21 protein-coding genes are annotated in these 20,009 nt (G+C 66.7%); 6 read left to right on the top strand and 15 right to left on the bottom strand.

From position 1 onward, the window contains the following. Positions 1-5: 5 nt before the first annotated feature. Entirely contained in the window at positions 6-1,034 is a 1,029-nt protein-coding gene (locus tag CA606_RS01285) for an aspartate-semialdehyde dehydrogenase (protein WP_096052756.1), read from the bottom strand. 266 nt (positions 1,035-1,300) lie between these two features. Here CA606_RS01285 and CA606_RS01280 point away from each other — a divergent pair, with 266 nt between their 5' ends. Beyond that, entirely contained in the window at positions 1,301-3,262 is a 1,962-nt protein-coding gene (locus CA606_RS01280) for a penicillin-binding protein 1A (protein WP_096052757.1), read from the top strand. 1 nt (position 3,263) lies between these two features. On the opposite strand, the gene CA606_RS01275 is transcribed toward CA606_RS01280, so the two are convergent. From CA606_RS01275 to CA606_RS01265, 3 genes are all read right to left on the bottom strand, one after another. After that, positions 3,264-3,983: a M48 family metallopeptidase gene (locus CA606_RS01275; RefSeq protein WP_096052758.1), complete on the bottom strand. Its 720-nt coding sequence runs from the start codon at positions 3,981-3,983 to the stop codon at positions 3,264-3,266. A gap of 48 nt (positions 3,984-4,031) precedes the next feature. Beyond that, positions 4,032-5,294 (bottom strand): polyhydroxyalkanoate depolymerase, encoded by a 1,263-nt coding sequence (locus tag CA606_RS01270; protein WP_096052759.1) that lies wholly within the window; start codon positions 5,292-5,294, stop codon positions 4,032-4,034. Between the two features lie 80 nt (positions 5,295-5,374). Next, positions 5,375-5,965, bottom strand: a complete 591-nt coding sequence (locus CA606_RS01265; RefSeq protein WP_096052760.1) for an SCO family protein — start codon at positions 5,963-5,965, stop codon at positions 5,375-5,377. A gap of 56 nt (positions 5,966-6,021) precedes the next feature. Here CA606_RS01265 and CA606_RS01260 point away from each other — a divergent pair, with 56 nt between their 5' ends. Together CA606_RS01260 and spdR are read left to right on the top strand one after the other, a co-directional pair. Then, positions 6,022-7,422 (top strand): ActS/PrrB/RegB family redox-sensitive histidine kinase, encoded by a 1,401-nt coding sequence (locus CA606_RS01260; RefSeq protein ID WP_096052761.1) that lies wholly within the window; start codon positions 6,022-6,024, stop codon positions 7,420-7,422. A 76-nt stretch (positions 7,423-7,498) separates the two neighbouring features. Further along, a complete protein-coding gene (gene spdR, locus CA606_RS01255) occupies positions 7,499-8,056 on the top strand; it encodes a stationary phase response regulator transcription factor SpdR (protein ID WP_096052762.1) in 558 nt (185 codons plus the stop codon). A 132-nt stretch (positions 8,057-8,188) separates the two neighbouring features. Here spdR and CA606_RS01250 read toward each other — a convergent pair whose 3' ends face one another. The 3 genes from CA606_RS01250 to CA606_RS01240 are packed head-to-tail and all read right to left on the bottom strand — an operon-like array spanning position 8,189 to position 9,967. Next, complete coding sequence (locus tag CA606_RS01250; RefSeq protein ID WP_096052763.1) at positions 8,189-8,974, bottom strand: SDR family oxidoreductase; 786 nt, start codon at positions 8,972-8,974, stop codon at positions 8,189-8,191. A 43-nt stretch (positions 8,975-9,017) separates the two neighbouring features. Further along, positions 9,018-9,302 (bottom strand): 4a-hydroxytetrahydrobiopterin dehydratase, encoded by a 285-nt coding sequence (locus tag CA606_RS01245; protein WP_096052764.1) that lies wholly within the window; start codon positions 9,300-9,302, stop codon positions 9,018-9,020. Between the two features lie 23 nt (positions 9,303-9,325). Further along, positions 9,326-9,967 carry an HAD-IA family hydrolase gene (locus CA606_RS01240; protein WP_096052765.1) on the bottom strand — a complete coding sequence of 214 codons (642 nt, stop codon included), beginning with the start codon at positions 9,965-9,967 and terminating at the stop codon, positions 9,326-9,328. Between the two features lie 254 nt (positions 9,968-10,221). Between CA606_RS01240 and CA606_RS01235 the strand changes: the two genes are divergently transcribed. After that, positions 10,222-10,623, top strand: coding sequence for a hypothetical protein (locus CA606_RS01235; protein WP_181242729.1), 402 nt, complete (start codon positions 10,222-10,224; stop codon positions 10,621-10,623). Positions 10,624-10,690: 67 nt separating this feature from the next. After that, positions 10,691-10,795 (top strand): hypothetical protein, encoded by a 105-nt coding sequence (locus tag CA606_RS01230; protein WP_096052767.1) that lies wholly within the window; start codon positions 10,691-10,693, stop codon positions 10,793-10,795. Between the two features lie 261 nt (positions 10,796-11,056). Here the strand turns inward: CA606_RS01230 and CA606_RS01225 are convergent, their stop codons facing one another. The 5 genes from CA606_RS01225 to CA606_RS01205 all read right to left on the bottom strand — a co-directional run bounded on the left by CA606_RS01225 (position 11,057) and on the right by CA606_RS01205 (position 14,532). Then, on the bottom strand, positions 11,057-11,335 hold the full coding sequence (locus CA606_RS01225; RefSeq protein ID WP_096052768.1) for an HPr family phosphocarrier protein: 279 nt from the start codon (positions 11,333-11,335) through the stop codon (positions 11,057-11,059). After that, a complete protein-coding gene (locus CA606_RS01220; protein WP_096052769.1) occupies positions 11,332-11,739 on the bottom strand; it encodes a PTS sugar transporter subunit IIA in 408 nt (135 codons plus the stop codon). Before CA606_RS01220 ends, CA606_RS01225 begins: the two co-directional genes overlap by 4 nt. A gap of 75 nt (positions 11,740-11,814) precedes the next feature. After that, a complete protein-coding gene (locus tag CA606_RS01215; RefSeq protein ID WP_096052770.1) occupies positions 11,815-12,249 on the bottom strand; it encodes an HPr kinase/phosphorylase in 435 nt (144 codons plus the stop codon). Further along, positions 12,246-13,850, bottom strand: coding sequence for an ATP-binding protein (locus CA606_RS01210; protein WP_096052771.1), 1,605 nt, complete (start codon positions 13,848-13,850; stop codon positions 12,246-12,248). The genes CA606_RS01215 and CA606_RS01210 overlap by 4 nt, the downstream gene beginning before the upstream one ends. After that, entirely contained in the window at positions 13,825-14,532 is a 708-nt protein-coding gene (locus CA606_RS01205; RefSeq protein WP_096052772.1) for a response regulator transcription factor, read from the bottom strand. The genes CA606_RS01210 and CA606_RS01205 overlap by 26 nt, the downstream gene beginning before the upstream one ends. Positions 14,533-14,748: 216 nt before the next feature. Between CA606_RS01205 and CA606_RS01200 the strand changes: the two genes are divergently transcribed. After that, positions 14,749-16,446, top strand: a complete 1,698-nt coding sequence (locus CA606_RS01200; protein WP_096052773.1) for a hypothetical protein — start codon at positions 14,749-14,751, stop codon at positions 16,444-16,446. An 8-nt stretch (positions 16,447-16,454) separates the two neighbouring features. Here the strand turns inward: CA606_RS01200 and CA606_RS01195 are convergent, their stop codons facing one another. From CA606_RS01195 to pseB, 3 genes are all read right to left on the bottom strand, one after another. Then, positions 16,455-17,609, bottom strand: a complete 1,155-nt coding sequence (locus CA606_RS01195) for a DUF5694 domain-containing protein (RefSeq protein WP_219933444.1) — start codon at positions 17,607-17,609, stop codon at positions 16,455-16,457. Positions 17,610-17,734: 125 nt separating this feature from the next. Continuing rightward, a complete protein-coding gene (gene pseC, locus CA606_RS01190; protein ID WP_181242728.1) occupies positions 17,735-18,892 on the bottom strand; it encodes a UDP-4-amino-4,6-dideoxy-N-acetyl-beta-L-altrosamine transaminase in 1,158 nt (385 codons plus the stop codon). Next, a complete protein-coding gene (gene pseB, locus CA606_RS01185; protein WP_096052774.1) occupies positions 18,889-19,929 on the bottom strand; it encodes a UDP-N-acetylglucosamine 4,6-dehydratase (inverting) in 1,041 nt (346 codons plus the stop codon). Before pseB ends, pseC begins: the two co-directional genes overlap by 4 nt. Positions 19,930-20,009: the final 80 nt, after the last annotated feature.

The raw sequence follows: 20,009 nt of genomic DNA, 5'->3' as shown, positions 1-20,009 counted from the left end.
TAATCCTAGGCCAGGACCTTGCGCTTCAGCAGGCCCTTGTCGTGCAGCAGCTGGGCGATCTGCACCGCATTGAGCGCCGCGCCCTTACGCAGGTTGTCCGACACGCACCAGAAGACGAGGCCGTTCTCGACGGTCGGGTCCTTGCGGATGCGCGAGATATAGACCGGGAACTCGCCCTGGGATTCCTTGGGCGTGATGTAGCCGCCGTCTTCGCGCTTATCGACCACGACGATACCGTCGGCCTCGCGCAGGATCTCGCGGGCCTCGTCCTCGTCCAGCGGGCTCTCGAACTCGACGTTCACCGCCTCGGAGTGGCCCACCATGACCGGCACGCGCACGCAGGTGGCGACCAGCTGGATGTTTGGATCCAGGATCTTCTGGGTCTCGACGACCATCTTCCACTCTTCCTTGGTGAAGCCGTCGTCCATGAAGACGTCGATGTGGGGGATGACGTTGAAGGCGATCTGCTTGGTGAACTTCTTGGGCGGCGGCGCGCCCAAGACGTAGACGCCCTTGGTCTGGTCCCACAGCTCGTCCATGCCTTCCTTGCCCGCGCCGGACACCGACTGGTAGGTCGAGACGACCACGCGCTTGATCTTGGCCTCGTCGTGCAGCGGCTTCAGCGCCACGACCAGCTGGGCCGTCGAGCAGTTGGGGTTGGCGATGATGTTCTTCGGCAGGCTGTTGACGGCCTCGGGGTTCACCTCCGGCACCACCAGCGGCACGTCCGGGTCCATCCGGAAATGGCTGGAGTTGTCGATCACGATCGGACCTGCGGCGCCGATCTTCTCGCCCCAGGCCTTGGAGATCGACCCGCCGGCGCTCATCAGGACGAGGTCAACCTTGGAGAAGTCGAACTGCTCCAGGTCCTGGCACTTGAGGATCTCGTTGCCGAACGAGACTTCGACGCCGATGGATTTGCGGCTGGCGATGGCGTGCATCTTGTCCACGGGGAATTTCACTTCCTCGAGGATGTTGAACATCTCGCGGCCCACATTGCCCGTGGCGCCGACCACGGCGACCCGGTAACCCATCGCGCTCTCCTGAAGATTGACACCCGCAGACCTCGCGGGGCGCGGTTCCGTTACGCCTCATACCCACCGGGCGCAAGCCGAGGGTTTCTGGCAGGCGCATGAGGTAAACCCAGCGCCGCCGTCGCTAGACCACCGTCGCGGGGCGCCCGAAAACCGCCGCGTTCATGTCTCGTCAATCTTGTCGCGCGTTTTGTGGGCTTCGGCTAAACCGGTCGCGCCCTTAAGGGGCGTGATCCAGACGTCTGCGCGGTAGGAACGATACGATCATGGCGAACGGACCCTTCGGCGGGAACAAGCCGGCGAAGCCGCAGCGGACGCCGCTGCAGGCCCTGGTCTATTGGGGTTCGGTCGTTGGCGTCTGGGGCCTGATCTTCGTCGTCGCCTTCTTCGCGGTGTTCGCCAGCGACCTGCCCGACACGTCCAAGCTCTATGACGTCAAACGCCAGCCCTCGATCAACTATCTGGACCGTTCGGGCGCCCTTCTGGCCGTGCGCGGCAGCCAGTATGCGCCGCCCGTCGATCTGGACGCCCTGCCGAAATACGTTCCGGCGGCCTTCATCGCCATCGAGGACCGCCAGTTCTATCATCACTTCGGCTTCAATCCCTGGGGCATCGTGCGGTCGATGGCCTGGAACCTGACCCATGACGGCCCCCAGCGCGGCGGCTCGACCATCACCCAGCAACTGGCTCGCAACCTGTTCCTGAGCCCGGCCCAGAACTATCGCCGCAAGGCGCAGGAGCTGATCCTGGCCATCTGGCTGGAACTGAAGTTCTCCAAGAAACAGATCCTGGCCCTCTACATGAACCGGGTCTATTTCGGCGCCGGCGCCTATGGCATTGAGGCCGCGTCGCAGCGCTACTTCAACAAGCCCGCCAACCAACTGACCATCGGCGAAGCGGCCCTGCTGGCCGGCATGATGAAGGGCCCCGCCCGCTATTCGCCGGTGTCGGCCAAGGAACGCGCCGCCCGCCGCGCCACCATCGTTCTGGACGAAATGGTGCGCATCAAGGCGATCACCGCCGAGGAGCGCGACGAGGCGTTCCGCACCCCCGTTCAGGTGTCGGCCACGCTGGCCAACCAGCGCGCCCAGTACTTCACCGACTATATTGACGCCCAGGTCCGTTCGCTGGTCGGCGAACCCACCGAGGATCTCGTGGTCGAGACGACGATGGACCTGCCGATCCAGGTCTCGGCCGAGCGCGCGGTGAAGCTGGGCGTCGAAGGTCACATCAAGCAGGGCGTGCAGCAGGCGGCCTTGGTGGCGATCGACGGCGAGGGCCGTATCCGCGCCTATGTCGGCGGCGCCGACTACACCGAAAGCCAGTTCGACCGCGCCACCACCGCCCGCCGCCAGGCCGGCTCGGCCTTCAAGCCTTTCGTCTACCTGACCGCCATGGAAGCCGGTCGCACGCCCAATGTGATGGTCGTCGACGAACCAGTGAAGATCGGCAATTGGGAGCCGAGGAACTACACCAACAAGTATCTGGGCTCGATCACGCTGCAGACGGCCGTCGCCCAATCGATCAATACGGTCGCCGCGCGCCTCGCCAACGAGGTCGGCACCAGCAACGTCGCCGCCGTCGCCCGACGCCTGGGGATCACCAGCAAGATCCAGCTGGACCCGTCGATGGCCCTGGGCGCCGTCGAGGTCTCGCCGATGGAGATGGCTCAGGCCTATGCGCCCTTCGCCAACGGCGGATTCCTGGCCAAGGGCTACGGCATCGAGCGCATCCGCACCGCCAGCGGCAAGGTTCTCTACGACCACAGCGTCGACAAGCAGGCGCGCGCAGCCGTGATCGGCTCGCCCAGCCTGCAGTACATGAACCAGATGATGCGCGAGGTCGTCTCCACCGGGACGGGGACGCGCGCCCGCGTCGCCGGCTATGACATCGCGGGCAAGACCGGTACGACCAGCGACTACAAGGACGCCTGGTTCGTCGGCTACACTGGCGGCTTCGTGACGGCGGTATGGACCGGCAAGGACGACGCCACGCCGATGAAGCGCGTCACGGGCGGCGGCGCGCCGGCCGAGGTCTGGCGTGTCTTCATGGCCGCCGCGCTCCCGCGCCTGAAGGCGACGCCGATTCCCGGCGGCGTCATCGAGCCGCCGCCGGTGGCGCCGGTCGATCCCATCGGCGATCTGATGAATACGCCGCCGGCGCCGGAAGGCCCGGCCGCCGAGGCCCCAGCCGGTGAGCCGCCGCCGGCGGACCAGCTGCCCTACTAACTCAGGCGCCGATCGCGTGGAGCTCGGCCGCGTGAGCGCGGAGCCAGGCGCGGTGCGGGGCCGGGTCGCCGACCAGCTGCTCGCACAGCGCCCAGAACCTTGGCCCGTGGTTGGCCTCGATCAGGTGCGCGCATTCATGAGCGGCGACATAGTCGGCCACCGCCGCCGGGGCCAGGATCAGGCGCCAGCTGTAGCGGATCGCGGCCGGCGTGCGGGATGTCGCCGGACGACATGAACCCCACCGTGCTTTCGGGTCGGCGATCGCGACGGATGGCGTAGGACGTCCCAGAGCCGCGGCGTGGACCGCCGTGCGTTCGCTCAGCACGGTCAGCGCCTCGCGCTTGGCCAGCCGGATGACCTTGAGGCCCCAGTTGGCGTCGTCGGGCGCAACGATGCGATCGCCATCAATCTTGGCGCGCCCGGGACCAACCTCCAGGCGGTAGGGAACGTCGTTGAGACGCAGCACGCCGCCCGGCGCCAGGCTCATCCGCTCAGGTAGCGCCGCCAGTTGCTTGGCGATCCAGCCGGCCTTCTCCTGGGCGAAGGCGACCGCCTCGTTCAGGCGTCGCGGGCTGGGCGACAGGGCGACGATCTCGGACTTGGCCCGATCGACCCGCAACGAAATCCGCCGCGCGCGACCGTCGACCTTCAGGCGCACCGACCAGCCGCCGACGTCAAGTCGATCACCATCGGAGAAGCGTTGGGCGGACCGCGCGAACATCGCCCCTAAATCGCGTGCTCGCACGTTCGCCGCAAGGGAGACCCTACGTCAGATTTCCTCGCCGAAGTTCGGATCGCACTTGCGAATGAACTTGCGCACGCGCGGATAGATCTCCTCGCGGAACCGGCGGCCGTTGAACACGCCGTAGTGACCGACGCTGGGCTGCACATAGTCCAGCTTCATGTCTTCGGGGATATTCGAGCACAGGCCGTGCGCGGCCTGGGTCTGGCCGATGCCCGAGATGTCGTCGTTCTCGCCCTCGACCGTCATCAGGCCGATGTCGGTGATGGCCTCGGGCTTCACACGTGTCCCCCGATGGACCAGCTCGCCCTTGGGCAGCAGGTACTGCTGGAAGACGATATCGATGGTCTGGAGATAGAACTCCTCGGTCAGGTCCAGGACCGACAGGTACTCGTCGTAGAACTCCAGGTGCTTGTCGGCGCTGTCGCCGTCGCCGCTGACCAGGTGGTTGAAGTAGCGGCGGTGGGCCTCCTGGTGGCGCTCGGCGTTCATGCTCATGAAGCTGGCCAGCTGGACAAAGCCCGGATAGACGCGCCGCCCCGCGCCCGCATAGGGCGGCGGCACCGTGTAGATCATGTTCGACTGGAACCAGGTGAACGGCTTTTCCTCGGCCAGCTGGTTGGTGACGGTCGGCGACAGGCGCGCGTCGATCGGCGAGCCCATGAAGGTCATGCTGGCCGGGCGCGAGGGATGGTTCTGCTCGGCCATCAGGGCGGCGGCCGCCAACACGGGCGGGCCAGGCTGGCAGACGGCCACGACGTTCGGACGCGGGCCCAGCACCTCGAGCATCTGGATGACGTGGTCGATATAGTCGTGGAAGTCGAAACGGCCCTCCAGGACCGAGACTTCGCGGGCGTTGATCCAGTCGACAACGAAGACGGCGTGATCGGGCAGGAACGCCTCGACCGTGCCGCGCAGCAGGGTGGCGTAGTGGCCCGACAGCGGCGCGACGATCAGCACCGCCGGGTCCAGCGAGAATTTTCCGGCGCGACGCATGTCAGCCATGTCGCGATCGAACTGGACTAGGCGGGCCCACGGGCTTTCCCAGACCACCGTCGGCCGCACCCGCACGTCGACCTGGCCGACCTTGACCTTGTCGATGTTCCACTTCGGCTTGCCGTAGCGCCGGGTGACGTTGGCGAACAGGTCCGCGCCGGCGTGCATGCGCCGGCCCAGCGCGGTCTCGGCGGCCGGATTCAGCGGCGATCCCCAGAAGTCCCGGGCCGCCAGCGCCATCTGGCGCATCGGAGTTGAGGCGTAATAGGCCGCCTCGTGCAGGGCGTAGAGCATGGCTTATCCGCTATGTTGCATCGCAACATAACACGCTGAAGCCTAACAAAGTCCAGCCGCCCGCGAATTTTTGCGGGTCATCAGCCCTCGCGGACGGCGTCCTTGATCCGCCGGGCGATCTCGTCCGGCGGCAGGTTGTACGGAATGACGGTCTTGAAGCGGCCCTTGGGGTCCATCAGATAGATCGCCGTCGAGTGGTCCATGGTGTAGCCGGGCCCATCCCCGACCTTGGCGTAGTAGACGCGATAGGCCTTGGCGGCGGCGTCGACCTGCGCCTGGGTTCCGGTCAGACCGATCGTGGCCTTCGGCACATAGGGGGCCGAAAGATAGGCCTTCATCTGCTGCACAGTGTCGCGGGCCGGGTCGATCGAGATGAAGACGATCTGCAGATCCTTGGCCTTGGGCCCTAGCTGGTCGGTCGCGACCGCCAGGCCCTGAAGCGTGCCCGGACAAACATCCGGACAGTAGGTAAAGCCGAAAAAGACCGCGCTCCACTTGCCTTTTAGCGCCTTTTCGGTGGTCGGCGCGCCGTTTTGGTCGACCAGCTCGAACGGGCCGCCGACCGTCACGTCGGGCTGGGATCGGAACACGCCGACGTTCCAGGCGAGGCCGACGGCGACGGCCAGGCCCACGACACAAGCCAGAATGAGTACAAGACGATGGCGAGGCATGCGCGGTTCATCCTTTTACTCTCGCCACGCGCGCAATTCTGGACAATCCTGCGGTCATGGCTGACGCTTCGTTTGCGAGAGCGCCCGACGATCAACGTCACAAGGGGCTCGATAAGCTGGCCGACGAGCCGGCGCAAGACGACGCCTGGTCATGGACCGCGCCGGGGCTTCGCCGAGGCCGCCTCCGGGTGCGCACCTTGCTGGCTCAGCGCTGGGCCTGGGTCGTGGGCCAGACGGCCGTACTCACTTTCGCGGGCCTGGTCCTCAAGCTGCAGGTGCCATGGGCCCTGTGCTTCACCCTCATAGCGCTTTCGGCGTGGCTGAACGTTCTGTTGGGGCTGGCCTCCAGCGGCCAGAGACTGGCGCGTGATGGCGAGGCCACCGCCCAGATCGCTTTCGACATCTTGCAGCTCTCGGGGCTGTTCTATCTGACCGGCGGCGCGCAGAACCCGTTCTCACTGCTTCTGATCGCCCCCGTCACCCTAGCCGCAGCCACCCTGCCCGCCCGCTACGCCCTGGCGCTGGGCGCCATGGCCATCCTGTCGTCGATCCTGCTGGCGATTTTCCATCTGCCGCTGCCCACCGTCGACGGCAGGCCCTTGCCCGATCTCTCCAAGAGCAACCTGCTTTGGTCGATCGTCCTGGCCAGGATCTTCGGGATCGTCTTCACCGGTCTCTACGCCTGGCAAGCGGCCAGCGAATCCGCGCGCATGGAGCTGGCGCTCAACGTCACCGAGACGGTGTTGGCGCGAGAGCAGCGCCTCTCGGCGCTGGGCGCCTTGGCCGCCGCCGCCGCACATGAACTGGGAACGCCGCTGGCCACGATCTCCGTCGTCGCGCGCGAGATGGCGCGAAACGCGCCCAACGACGAGGTGCGCGAAGACGCGGAGTTGATGATCGGTCAGGCCGCGCGCTGTCGCGAGATTCTGCAGCGCTTAACGGAGATGCCCGAGGCGACCGACGCGGTTCACGAGCGCATGAGCCTGGTGCAACTGGTCCAGGACGTGATCGAGCCGCACCTCGTGCACGGCATCCGCGTCGAGGCCGTCGTCAATGGTCCCTCCGGCGAGACCGCGCCCGATATCTGGCGCAGGCCCGAAATCATTCACGCCATGACCTCGATCGTCGAGAACGCCGTGGACTTCGCCCGCAGCGAAGTGATCGTCATCGCGCGCTTTGACGCCCGCTATATCGTCATCGAAGCGCGAGACGACGGGCCGGGCTTCTCGCCGGAAGTGTTGGCGAAACTGGGCGAGCCCTACGTCACGACTCGTCCAGGCGCGGAAGGCTCGCGTACCGGTCATATCGGCATGGGCCTTGGCTTCTTCATCGCCAAGACTTTGCTGGAGCGAACCGGCGCCACGGTGGATTTCCGCAATGGTCGTCGGGGCGGCGCAGTGGTCTCCGCACGCTGGCCCAGGCCGGCGCTCGAAGCGCCTGGACATACAGGGGCTTGAGTTGTGATGCGGAAACGCGAAAGTATGGTTTGTTATTAGGCCTGCTCAAGTATTAGCGCGGGGAGGCGCTGATTTTATGGCGGATATCGGAGAACTGGTTGCGGCGCTGCCGGACAAGTCGCTTCTGCTGCTGGACGACGACGCCCCGTTGCGGACCCGGCTTGGCCGCGCCCTGGAGCAACGCGGCTTCGAGGTGACCCTGGCCGCCTCCGTCGCCGAGGCCCTGACCCTTCTCCGAACCCACGCCCCCGCCCACGCGGTGCTGGACATGCGGCTTGAGGACGGCTCGGGCCTGAAGGTTGTGGAAGCGGTGCGCGACGCCCGCGCCGACGCCAAGGTCATCATGCTGACCGGCTACGGCAATATCGCCACCGCGGTGGCGGCGGTGAAGGCCGGGGTGGTCGACTATCTCTCAAAGCCAGCCGACGCCGACGACGTGGCCCGCGCCCTCCTGGCGGCCAAGGACGCCGCGCCCGCGCCTCCGGAAAACCCGATGAGCGCCGACCGCGTTCGCTGGGAGCATATCCAACGGGTCTATGAGATGTGCGGCCACAACGTCTCGGAGACGGCGCGTCGCCTGAACATGCACCGCCGGACCCTGCAACGGATTCTGGCCAAGCGCGCGCCGCGGTAAGGACGCTACAGATCCTCTCCCCAAGGGAGAGGTGTCGGCGGAGCCGGCGGAGAGGGAAGTCGCAAACTCACGCGGTCTTCCCCCTCCGGTCGCTTCGCGACCACCTCCCCCGCGAGGGGGAGGATTTCTTCCTCACATCGCCGAGATGCCGCCGTCGACCTTGATCTCGGCGCCGGTCATGAACTTGCTCTCGTCGCTGGCCAGATAGAGCACCGCGTTGGCGATGTCGTTCGGCTCGCCGATGCGGCCCAGCGGCACCTGACGGGCCAGCTTGGCGAAGGCCTCTTCCTTGCCGAACCGGGCCGAGAAGCCGTCGAGGATCGGCGTGTCGATGAACGTCGGGTGGATCGAGTTCGAGCGGATGTCGAGCTTCATCTTGGCGCAATACAGCGCGATGTTCTTGCTCAGCAGCCAGACCGCCGCCTTGGAGGCGTTGTAGGCCGGCGAATTGCCGTTGGCGATCAGGCCGGCGATCGAGCTCAGATTGATGATCGAGCCGGGCTGATGGGCGCGCATGTGGGTCAGGGCGTGCTTGGCCCCCAGGAACACCGAGTCGACATTGACCGACATCACCTTCTTCCAAAGGCCGAAGTCCAGGCTCTCGATCGGACCATCGCCGCCAATGCCGGCGTTGTTGACCAGCACCGAGAGACCACCCATCGCCTCCGTGGCCTGCGCCAGCACCTCGATCCACTGATCTTCCTGGGTCACGTCCAGTTCGAACGCGAAGGCCGTGCCGGCGCCGTGAGCGGCGTTGATCTCGTCGGCCACGGCCTGGGCGCCCGCTAGGTTGATGTCGGCCAGGGCGACCTTGGCGCCTTCCTTGGCCAGCATGCGACCCGCGGCCGCGCCGAGGCCCTGGGCGCCGCCGGTGATGAAGGCCTTCTTGCCGGCGACCCGGCCCGTGCTCTGCGCCATGCGGCGTCCTCCCGATTATAATTCAAACAGCAGTTTGAATTTTTCAGGCGGCGCTGTCCATGAACTTCGCGAGCGTAAGGTCCAGATCGGTGACGCCGTCGGCGTCATGCGTGGTCAGCAGCACCTCAACGCGGTTGTAGACGTTGAACCACTCAGGGTGATGATCGAGCTTGTCGGCCATCAGCGCGACCCGCGTCATGAACCCGAAGGCCTGGTTGAAGTCGTCGAACTTGAACGTCTTGGCGATGGCGTCCTTGTGGTCCGGGTCGACGGCCCAGCCGTCGAGTTGGGCGATCGCGGCGGCGGCGCCGATCTTGGAACGGGACATGGGATTCCTCCGAGGTTTCCCCCTCAGAACGCCAATCCGGTCGCCTTCGCAAGGTCGTCGAGCAGTTGGCGCTCGTCCGACACCTTGATCGCCGTCATGCCAAGAGCCGCCGCCGGCTTGCAGTTGATCCCAAGGTCATCGAGATAGACGCAAGCCTCCGGCGCGACGCCGAGCAAGTCGCACATCATCTGGTAGATGCGCGGATCGGGTTTGCGAACGCCCGCCTTGGAGCTTTCGATCACCGCGTCGAACAAGGCCATGATCTCGCCGACAGCCATCGCCTTCTCGGCGCTCTGCGCCATGCCTGGGCCATGGCCGGTCGGGACATTGTTGGTGATGCAGCCCACCTTGAACCGCGCCTTGCAAGCCTTCAGCGCACCCATGACCCGGGGCCGAAGGTCGCCGTAGAGCAAGGGCAGCACCTCAGCCCCGCGCACGTCGTGGCCCAGGCGTAGCGCCTCGTCCCGGAACAGGCCATCGAAGGCGGCCGCGTCGATCTCCGCACGCTCGAACCGCGCCCAAGCGTTGGTGTCGGGGTCGGTGGCGTTGACCGTGCGGATGAAGTCCTTGGGCAGGCCCCGCTCGGTCTCGTAGCGCCGGAACGCCTCGAAGGGCGAGGTCGTGAACACCCCGCCGAAATCCCAGATCACCGCCTCGATCGCCATCGCCGCCTCAAACGCTTGTTTGAGCGCACGCTAGAGCCTTCCGCTTCAAAACGGAATCGTTTTGACGCGAGAAGAAGGCTCTAAATCATACGGTTAGAGCGTGACTAGCGCCGAAACCGGTTCCCACTTTCGGCGTCACGCTCTGACGGGCGATGCGCGCCAGGGGAAGTCGGCGAATGCGCAAGCTCGCCCGTCGGGTGAAGGGCGATGACGGGGGCCTTGGAAAGGTTTTGTTAACAATTCAGGAGTCGCCCATGATCGTTGTTCGCCGTCTTTCAATCCTGGCTCTCGCCGGCGTCAGCCTGGCGGCGGCCCCCGCCCATGCGGGCTCAGGGCGTGGCGGTCACGTCGATCCGCGCGTCTCGCCGCCCGACGCCTCGGCTGGGGGTTGCGAAACGCGGCGCGTCACGGGACCAGGCGGCGCCTATCGTTTTGAACGCGTGGAATGCGGCGCCGAGCGCGGTTGGTCCGACTACGACCGGTGGGGTTATGGCCAGGCGCCCTTGGCGGTCGAAACCCAAGATCATCGCTATGGCGCGCGCGAGCGCTACACGGAGGATCGCTATGGTCCGCCGTCCAGCGCCGACGCGCCGAACTATGTCGCGGCGGGCCGGGATCGGATCGGATACCTGATCTGGCCCGGAAAAAGGCCCTGACAGACCTGGCGCCGCCCTTGCGCAGGATGCGTTCACGTGCACCAAATTGGGACGGGGGAAACAGTCAATGCGTACACCGAGTAAACCGCTCTTCAAGGCCTACGAACTGGTGGCGATCGCCATCTTCGTCGTCGCGGCCGCCGCTGTCAGCAGCATCGGTCTCGTCTACTAGGCTGCGGCTAGGACGCCGCCGCGAGGCGTAGAGCCTCGTTTCAAATCAGAACAGGATCGCTGGCCCCGCGCGTTGTGTGGGAACAACCGGAGCCGCGATCCTGTCGACGCCAGAGGCTATTGTCGTCGCCTGCCGGGCCGCTTGATCAAGCCGATCGTAGCCCGCTCGCCCTTGATCGCGACGGGTATGCTCAGGACGCTGACGGCGTGGGTTTGGTCGACGGGGCCCGTCAAAGGCGCGCGCCCGGGAGCGGAGCGGGCTCTACCGCTCCTCGTCGAACCGGGCGCCGACCAGCTCGCACAGAGCCTCGACGGCGGCTTCGGCCTCGGGGCCTTCGGCGCTGATGTCGATGGTGGACCCGATACCGGCCGCCAGCATCATCAGGCCCATGATGGATCGAGCATCGACCGAAGAGCCTTCACGACTGACGGTGACCTCGGCGTCGAAACCGGACGCCATCTTCACGAACTTGGCCGAGGCCCGGGCGTGCAATCCCCGCTCGTTGACGATCTCGACCGTTCTTGAAGCCATGCGCGTCACTTTTCTCCGGCGAGCACGTAGGAGGCCACGGAGATGTACTTGCGTCCAGCCTCTTGGGCGTAGGCGACGCAGGCCTGCAGCGTCTCGCGCTGGCGCACGCTGGCCAGCTTGATGAGCATCGGCAGGTTCAGGCCGGCGATGACCTCGGCCTTGGTCTGCTCCATCACCGAGATGGCCAGATTGCTGGGCGTCCCGCCGAACATGTCCGTCAGCAGGATGACGCCGTCGCCGCCTTCGTCCACCGCGGCGCACGCCTTCAAGATATCTGCGCGGCGACGTTCCATGTCGTCCTCGGGGCCGATACAGATCGCCTTCACGGCGGCCTGCGGCCCCACGACATGCTCCATGGCGGAAACGAATTCTTCCGCCAGACGCCCGTGCGTCACAATCACGAGCCCGATCATGCCTTGTATCTCAAACGGGGTCCCCATTCCCGCCACGACCGGGAGAGCGTCGCGCGGGCGGTCTTGATACGCCCGTTAGGATTGGACTCCAAGAGACTGCATCATGCGTCTGATTTTCGCCGGCGCGGCGGGTTCTCGCGGCCACAGGTCGAAAACGGGAACATCCACGCCCATCATCGCCTCGACTCGTGGCTCGGGCAGCCTTTCGACACGTTCCGGAGCGTCCACGCAGCGGACGACCAGCGCGATCTCCGCGAAGGCCACAGCGGCGGTGTCGACGACGCCCAGCCCGCGCACCTCGATCAGGCCCGCCAGGGCGTCGGGCGCGCGTCCGTATAGACGACCGCCCGCAGCGAAGGTCACGACGCGATCGTCAGCAACCAGTCGGAAGCCCTGGTCGAGGGCGCGCAAGGCCAGATCACTCTTGCCCACCCCGGAGGGGCCCTCGATCAAGGCGCCGCGCCAGACCCCGCCCTGGCGCAGGGCGATCAGCCCCCCGTGGCGGATCATTCGCGGGCGTCCGGCAATTCGACGACGAACCGCGCCCCGACGACGAGACCGCTCGCGTCCTTGCGGTTCTCCGCATGAATCTTGCCGCCATGGGTCTCGACGATCTGCCGAGCGATCGACAGGCCCAGGCCCGAATTGCCGCCGAACGCCCGCCCCTTGGGCCGAGACGTATAGAAGCGCTCGAAGATGGTCTCCAGGTTCTCGGGCGGCATGCCGGGCCCATCGTCCTCGACGGCCGCGATCAGGGCGCCGCGCGTCCGCGACAAGGTCACGCGCACCTCGCCGTCGGCCGGACTGAACGAGCGCGCATTGTCGATCAGGTTGCGGAACACCTGTCCGATAGGCGTCTCGCGTCCCAGGATGATCGCCGGCGACGACGGATCGGTCAGGCGGAGTGACACACGCACGCTGCCCGGCGCTTCGCCCGGGCGCAGCTGGTTCTCGTAGAGACTGACCACCTCGGCCAACAGCCGCCCCAGATCGACGGCCTTGGGATGTTCGCGCGACAGCTCGGCGTCGAGACGCGAGGCGTTGGAGATGTCGGTGACCAGGCGATCCAGGCGATTGACGTCGTTCTGCAGGATCGCCAGCAGCCGCGCGCGAGCGGCGGGTTCGGTGACGAGATCCAGCGTCTCGATCGCCGAACGGATCGAGGTCAGCGGGTTCTTGATCTCATGCGCCACATCGGCGGCGAAGCGCTCGATAGCGTCCATCCGCTCGGACAGCGCGTGCGTCATGTCCTCCAGCGATCGTGACAGGTCGCCCAGCTCATCCTTCCGCTCGGAAACATCCGGGAGGGAAATGGCCCGCGCGCCCTGCAGGCGCACGTGGTCCGCCGCGCGCGCCAGCCGCAGCACCGGCACCGCGATCAGCCGATGCAGCAGGACGCTGGACGTCAGAATGGCCAGCATGGCGACCGCGATGAACGGCAGCAGAGCCTTGCGCTGGGCGGCGATGATCTCGTCGACGTCGCTGGCTTCCAGCGTCAGGACGCCCAGCACCGCCTTCACGTGCTGGATCGGGATGGACACCGAAACGACCCGCTCGCCGTTCTCGGCGATCCGGGTCCCTGCGACCGTGCGGCCGCGCATGGCCTGGGCGATTTCGTCGGCCAAGGCCGCCTGGGCGCGCTTGGCCTTCGCGTCGCGCTCGGGCGTCGTCCGGGCGTCCGCGTCCTTCTGGTCCGGCTTGCGAGCGGGCGGCAGGACCTTCCAGTCGACGCGATCGGCGACAACGAACGAATCCGCCAGCGCCTGACCTTTTGCGTCGAACAGGCGGGCGCGCTGTGAGCGGGGGATAAACAGCAGCTGGAAGATCTGGCTGGCCGCGTAGGGATCCAGCGCCGGCTCCGGCTCACCGACCGTCGCGGATTGGTCGATGACGTTGGCGATCAGCTCGCCCTGGGTGGACAGGCTGTCGATCCGCGCGTTCACGAGCCCGTTGCGCAGCTCGTTAAGGATCAGGGCCCCGACGATGACGATCGCCAGGGCCACGACGTTGAGGACAACGATCAGGCGTCCCAGCCGCGAGCCGCGCGGCCAGGCGAAGCGACGCCTGAGCTCAGGCGCGACCTTATCAGGCTTCGCGGTAACGATAGCCAACGCCGTACAGAGTCTCGATGGAGTCGAATTCCGGGTCGACCTGGCGGAACTTCTTGCGCATCCGCTTGATGTGGCTGTCGATCGTACGGTCGTCGACATAGACCTGATCGTCGTAAGCCGCGTCCATCAGGTTGTCGCGGCTCTTCACAAAGCCCGGGCGCTGGGCCAGAGCCTGCAGCAGCAGAAACTCGGTCACGGTCAAGCGCACGGGCCGGCCGTCCCACAGGCTGTCGTGACGCGCGGGGTCGAGGGTGAGCTTGCCGCGCTTCATCATCTTGGAGCCGGCGGCGCCCGCGGCGGAGGGGGCGTCGTCCTCCTCGGGACGCGCGCGACGCAGAACAGCCTTCACCCGCTCCAGCAGCAGCCGCTGGCTGAAAGGCTTGTGCATGTAGTCGTCGGCGCCGAGGTTGAAGCCGAGAATCTCGTCGATCTCATCGTCCTTGGACGTCAGCATGATCACCGGGATCTCAGACGTCTGGCGCAGGCGGCGCAGCACTTCCATGCCGTCCATGCGCGGCATCTTCACGTCCAGGATCACCAGGTCCGGCGGAGTGGCCTCCACCGCTTCCAAACCGGAGGCCCCGTCGTAATAGGCCTTCACGGTATGGCCATGGCTCTCCAGGGCCAGCGAGACCGAAGCAACGATGTTCTCGTCGTCGTCAATGAGCGTGATCGCGGCCATCGGGTCGATACGTGTCCTTCACCTTCCGTGTTCGCCCGATCCTATCGGTCGGGCGTCACAGCTTCAACGCACGGCGCGGCGAAGCTTTCCCTGGTTCTGTCGGCGCTTTGCGGCCCGAGAAAGGCGCGATTGCGGCGCCCAGGTCACCGCAAAGTATCCTCAACTTCGCCTTAAGGTCTCATACGCCATAGTTATCGCTCTTGGAGCGGGTAGGGCATGGGCCAAGTTCATTACGAGCTTTTTGTCCGACGCAAGGTCGGCGCGCAGTGGACGCTGGAAATCGCCACTGAAAACCGCGCGCACGCCTTGCAGGTGGCCGAAGACGTCCTGGCCCAGAACCGCGCGGTCGCCTCGCGGGTGACCAAGGAGACGCTCGACCCGTCCACCGGCGAGTACAAGTCGATCTCGATCTTCACCAAGGGCCTCGTCGACGGCGGTAAGCCTAAGAAGGAAGTCGAAGACCGCGATCCGCTCTGCGTCCAGCCGGCCGATCTCTATACCGCCCACGCCCGCGACCGGATCGGTCGCCTGCTCGAGGGCTGGCTGTCGCGCCACAAGGCGACGCCCTTCGAACTGCTGCACCGACCCGATCTGGTCGAGAAGCTGGAAGCGTCCGGCACGGACCTGCAGCATGCGCTGCAGAAGATCGCTATCCCCGAGGCCGAGGCGCGTGGGCAATCCGTCCACGAGGTCATGCGCCACTTCCACGGGCTGGTCGAGCGCACCATCGCCAACCTGATGAAGGCGTTCAAGAAGGGCGCACTTCCCGACCTCGACAAGGAAGGCTTCGCCAAGGCCGCTGAGCGCCTGGTCGCCGACCCCGACCGCGCCTTCCTGCTCGGCGCCGGCGTCGCCGCGTCGATCGCGCCGGCCACCAACTGGTCGGACAAGATCGCGCGCCTGCTCGACCTGGCCGACGCCGCCCCCGCCGAGCCCCGCGCGCGCGTCGCCGCGCTGCAAGCGATCGAGACGCCGCTGGCCGAGATCATCGGCTCGCGCGCCGGCATGGCCGACCTCCTGGACACCAAGGACGACCTGGGCGCCACCCTGGCCGCCATGACCCGCTTGACCGGCGGCGCGGCCGTAGAGGCCCTTATCCGCATTGAGTCCAGCGTGCGCGCCTGTATGCCCGAGCTGTCAGGCACCGCTCGCAGGCTCGGCGAGTGGCTGGCCGGCGACAACTTCCCCAGCGTGCGCAAGGCCATCGCCCAGCGCGTGCTGACCGAGCTGAACGGCGTCCGCCGCCTGAAGCCCAATGACGCCGAGGCTGAGATCGAGTTCCTGCGCGCGCTGGCCATGGGGCTGACCGCCGCCGCCGGCCGCATCCTGCAGGGCGAAGACATCCAGGTCGCCTTCACGACGCGCTCGAAGACCCTGCTCAACGGCGACTTCATCGACTCCCTGCTCGGCCGCGACCGCTCGGCGCACGAAGAGGTCAAGATGTTGATCCGCTTGGCGGAGAACGTCATGGGCGCGGTCAACAAGCGCAACGCCTCGCGGTGGCTCAACGCCAATATCAGCGCCATGCGCTTCGAGAAGGAGATGCGCCAGGGACCGGACTCGCCGGTGGCCAAGCTCAGTCATCTGGCCACGCTTCAACGGGCGCTGTCCCGATCGGGTCTGGTGCGCGAGGACTACGAGCCGCTGTGCGCCAAGTTGGGCGAGATCGGCGCGCTCGTCGAAGCCGACACCCGTCTTTTGACCATGCTGGTGCGCGCGCCGGCGCCCCTGCCCCATCGCCTGCAGCTCCTGGCCAAGCTGGCCATGGGCGAGGCCGGCCCTACCGGCCCCGTGGCCGACAAGGCGCGGCTCGAGGCCCTCAAGCTGGCCAAGGATCCCAGCTCCCGCGAACAGCTGGCGAGCTCGCCCCAGACGATGGACCTGATCAAGAGCCTGCTGACGCAAGCCGCCTGACCCGGCGCTTAGCGTAGCACCGTCCGAGCGTCGACCAGACGGACGTCGTGCATCTGGTTCAGATAGGCCTCGTAGTAGCCCTTGTGCGACGCGCCCACGATGGCCAAAAGCCGCATGCCGGGGTAGCGGCCCAGCACGTCGCGGATGTTGGCGACCATGCGCAGGTTTCGGGTCTCCCAGTAGCCCAGATACCGCCGACCGAATTTCTGAGGCGACGGCTCCATGAACGTGGCGCCGAAGTCGCCTCGGTAAGCCGCCATCTGGGCTGCGGGCGTGTTGTTGGCGCGGTAGATCTTGAGCACGCCGTCCGGCTCGGACAGCCCCTCCTGCAGCTGGTTGTACTGATCCCGGCGGGCGCGACTGACGGGGTTGTCCCAGGCGTTCTGGATGGCGTCGTTGAAGGCCTTCTCCTCGGCCGGGTCACTCGGACCGGAGGTGTCGGCCGAATGGTCATCGACGCTCCACAGCCGCTCGTGCCCCAGGCGCGCGGCGAGGACGGCGGAGATAAGGCTGGTTTCGCCGCGGCGGACCTTCAGCGCCTCCAGCGCCGTGACCAGTTCGTCGTTCAGCCCATCGCCCGTGTGGCGCTCAGCCTCGGGCAGGCGAAGCCATTGCACCAGGGCCGAGCCCCGCTCGCCGGCGGCGAGGAACACAGCCGCCAGGTGGCGACGCTGGGCCGCCGTCGGCTCCGCCGGCCACGCGGCCAGCAGGCGTTCGGCCTCGGCATTGGCGGCGAGCACGTCAAGGCCCGTCACGCGGCCGGCGAGCGCGGGGTCGGGGCAGTACATCTTGACCGTTTCGGCGTAGCGCGACGGATAGCGCCGCAAGGCGTCGCACTGCAGACCCGACAGGTCTTCGGTCGCGACACCCGTCGGTTTCCAGGCGGCCAGGCGGTCGAGCAATGGCGTCAGGGTCTTCGGGTCGAAGGTCTTGGGCAGTCCCGAAAGATGGATGGTCCCCAGCACCAGAACCTCGTTGGCAGCGCCGGGCGGCGGTCCCTTCAGCGTGTCGGGATGGAAGCTGGGCCGATAATCCTGGGCGTGGGCCGCGCCGGCGATGGTCGCCAGGGCGCCGAGGCTCACGGCGATCAGGCGACGGACGGAACGACCGGGCGCCCGGTTCAGACCGGCCGGTGTTGAGACGGAAGAAGCGACGCGAAGCATGAGACCCCCAAGTGACGACTAGTCTCTAGAGGCTCCCGGAGCGCGCGATGGAGGCGCCTAACTTTAATTTAATACGGCGGGGCGCGCCGTTGATCGCCCAGATCAGCGCGGCGGGCTGAGCGCCTTTAGCCCAGGATTCCCGCCAGCGCGTCCACGACCCGCTCGACATCGCCGTCAGTCATCGCCGGATACAGCGGCAGGGTCAGACAGCGCGCGTACCAGGCGTCCGCGCCGGGCAGATCCGCGACGCCATAGCGCTGAGCATAGTAGGGCTGCCGGTGAACCGGAATGTAGTGGACCTGGGTCCCGACGCCTTGGGCCTTGAGGCTCTCGACGACGGTTCGGCGCGAGAGTCCTTCAGCCTCGAAGTCGATCAGCACGGTCAACAGGTGCAAGGCCGGATCCGAATGGTCGGGACTGGTCGCCAGCCGGACGCGCGGCGCGCGCTCCGGCAGCAGGCGGGCGTAGAGCGCCGTCAGTTCGCGACGGCGCGCGACGAACCGGTCCAGCTTCGCAAGCTGCGACAGGCCCAGCGCGCACAGTACGTCGGGAATGCGGTAGTTGAACCCCAGCGCCGGCATCTCGTACCACCACGGATCGCCGCCCACCGCGCGCACCATGCCGTGCGAGCGAAGCAGGCGCGCCTTGGCCGCCAGCGCCGGATCGTTGGTGGTCAGCATGCCGCCTTCGCCAGTGGCGAGCGTCTTGACCGGATGAAACGAAAAACTGGCGAAGCTGGAATAGGCGCCGTCGCCGACCGGGTGTTTGACGCCGTCGAAGGTCGCGATAGAGCCCAGCGCGTGCGGCGCGTCCTCAACCAGCACTGCGCCCGAGGCGCTGGCCATGGCCTTGATCGCGGGGAGATCGCAGACGTCGCCACGCAGGTGCACCGGCAGCACCGCCTTGACGCGCTTGTCCTTCGCCCCGCTAAGCGCCTTGGCGAGGGTGTCTGGCGTCATCAGGCCGCTATCAGGATCAACGTCGGCGAACACCACCTCTGCGCCGACATAGCGGGCGCAGTTGGCGGTGGCCAGGAAGGTGACGGACGGGGCGACGCAGACGTCGCCCTCGCCGATCCCCAGCGCCATCATCGCCAGATGCAGGGTCGCGGTGCCGTTGGAGACAGCGATGGCGTGACCCGCCCCAACCTTTTCCGCAAAGGCGGCCTCGAAGGCCTCCACCGTGGGACCGGTGGTCAGGAAGTCCCCGCGCAGGGCCTCCGCCACGGCGGCGATGTCGTCGTCGTCGATCGTCTGCCGGCCGTAGGGGAGGAAACCGCTCATCGCGCGGCCTTCTCCTCCAGCATGGCCAGCAGGCCCTCGGGGCTCAGCCAGTCGTGGTTGTTGTCGCTGCTGTAGGAGAAGTCCTCGACAACCGGCGTGGCGCCGTCCGAGGCCGCATAGGGCTCGCGGCCAAACTCCGCGAAATTGGGCTCGATGGCGTAGCGGTCGTCGAACTCCACCGTCGAGCGGGCGTCGTCGGCGCTGATCATGATCTCGTGCAATTTCTCGCCCGGGCGGATGCCGATGACCTTCATCGCGGCCGTCGGCGACATCGCCTTGACGAGGTCGGGCATCGCCATCGAGGGGATCTTGGGCACGAAGATCTCGCCGCCGCGCATCATGGTCAGCGAGGATAGCACGAAGTCGACGCCCTCGTTCAGGGTGATCCAGAACCGCGTCATGCGCGGGTCGGTGACCGGCAGCTCGGTCGCGCCCTGGCTCAGCAGACGGCGATAGAGCGGCACGACGCTGCCGCGCGAGCCGACCACATTGCCGTAGCGCACGACGCAGAACCGCGTGCCGATGTCGCCCGACAGATTGTTGGCCGCCACGAACGTCTTGTCCGAGGCCAACTTGGTCGCGCCGTAGAGGTTGGTCGGGTTGCAGGCCTTGTCGGTCGACAGGGCGACGACCTGCTTCACGCCATTGCTGAGGCTGGCCCAGACCACGTTCTCGGCGCCCAGCACGTTGGTGTGGATGCACTCCGAGGGATTGTACTCAGCCGCCGGCACCTGCTTGAGCGCTGCCGCGTGAATGACGATGTCGACGCCGCGCAGAGCCAGGGTCAGGCGTTCGCGGTCGCGCACGTCGCCGAGGAAGAAGCGCATCTTGGCGACCGTCGCCTCGTCGAACTGTTCGCGCAGCTCGATCTGCATGTCGCTCTGCTTCAATTCGTCGCGGGAGTAGACGATGACCTTCCGGGGGTCATAGCGGCGGAGCACGGTCTCGATGAAGCGCCGTCCGAAAGAGCCGGTGCCGCCGGTGACCAGGATCACCTTGCCGTCCAGATCGAGGGATTTGGGAGAAAAACGACCCAAGTTCAGCCTCCTGCGACGCTGCCAGCGGCCCTCAGGGTGCGCGGGCGCAGCGACGAATCGTGGTTAACGCCCCTTGATGC

Origin of the sequence: Caulobacter vibrioides, assembly GCF_002310375.3 — a bacterium.
Taxonomy (GTDB): domain Bacteria; phylum Pseudomonadota; class Alphaproteobacteria; order Caulobacterales; family Caulobacteraceae; genus Caulobacter; species Caulobacter vibrioides_D.
This window is presented reverse-complemented; position numbering and strand designations above follow the sequence as displayed.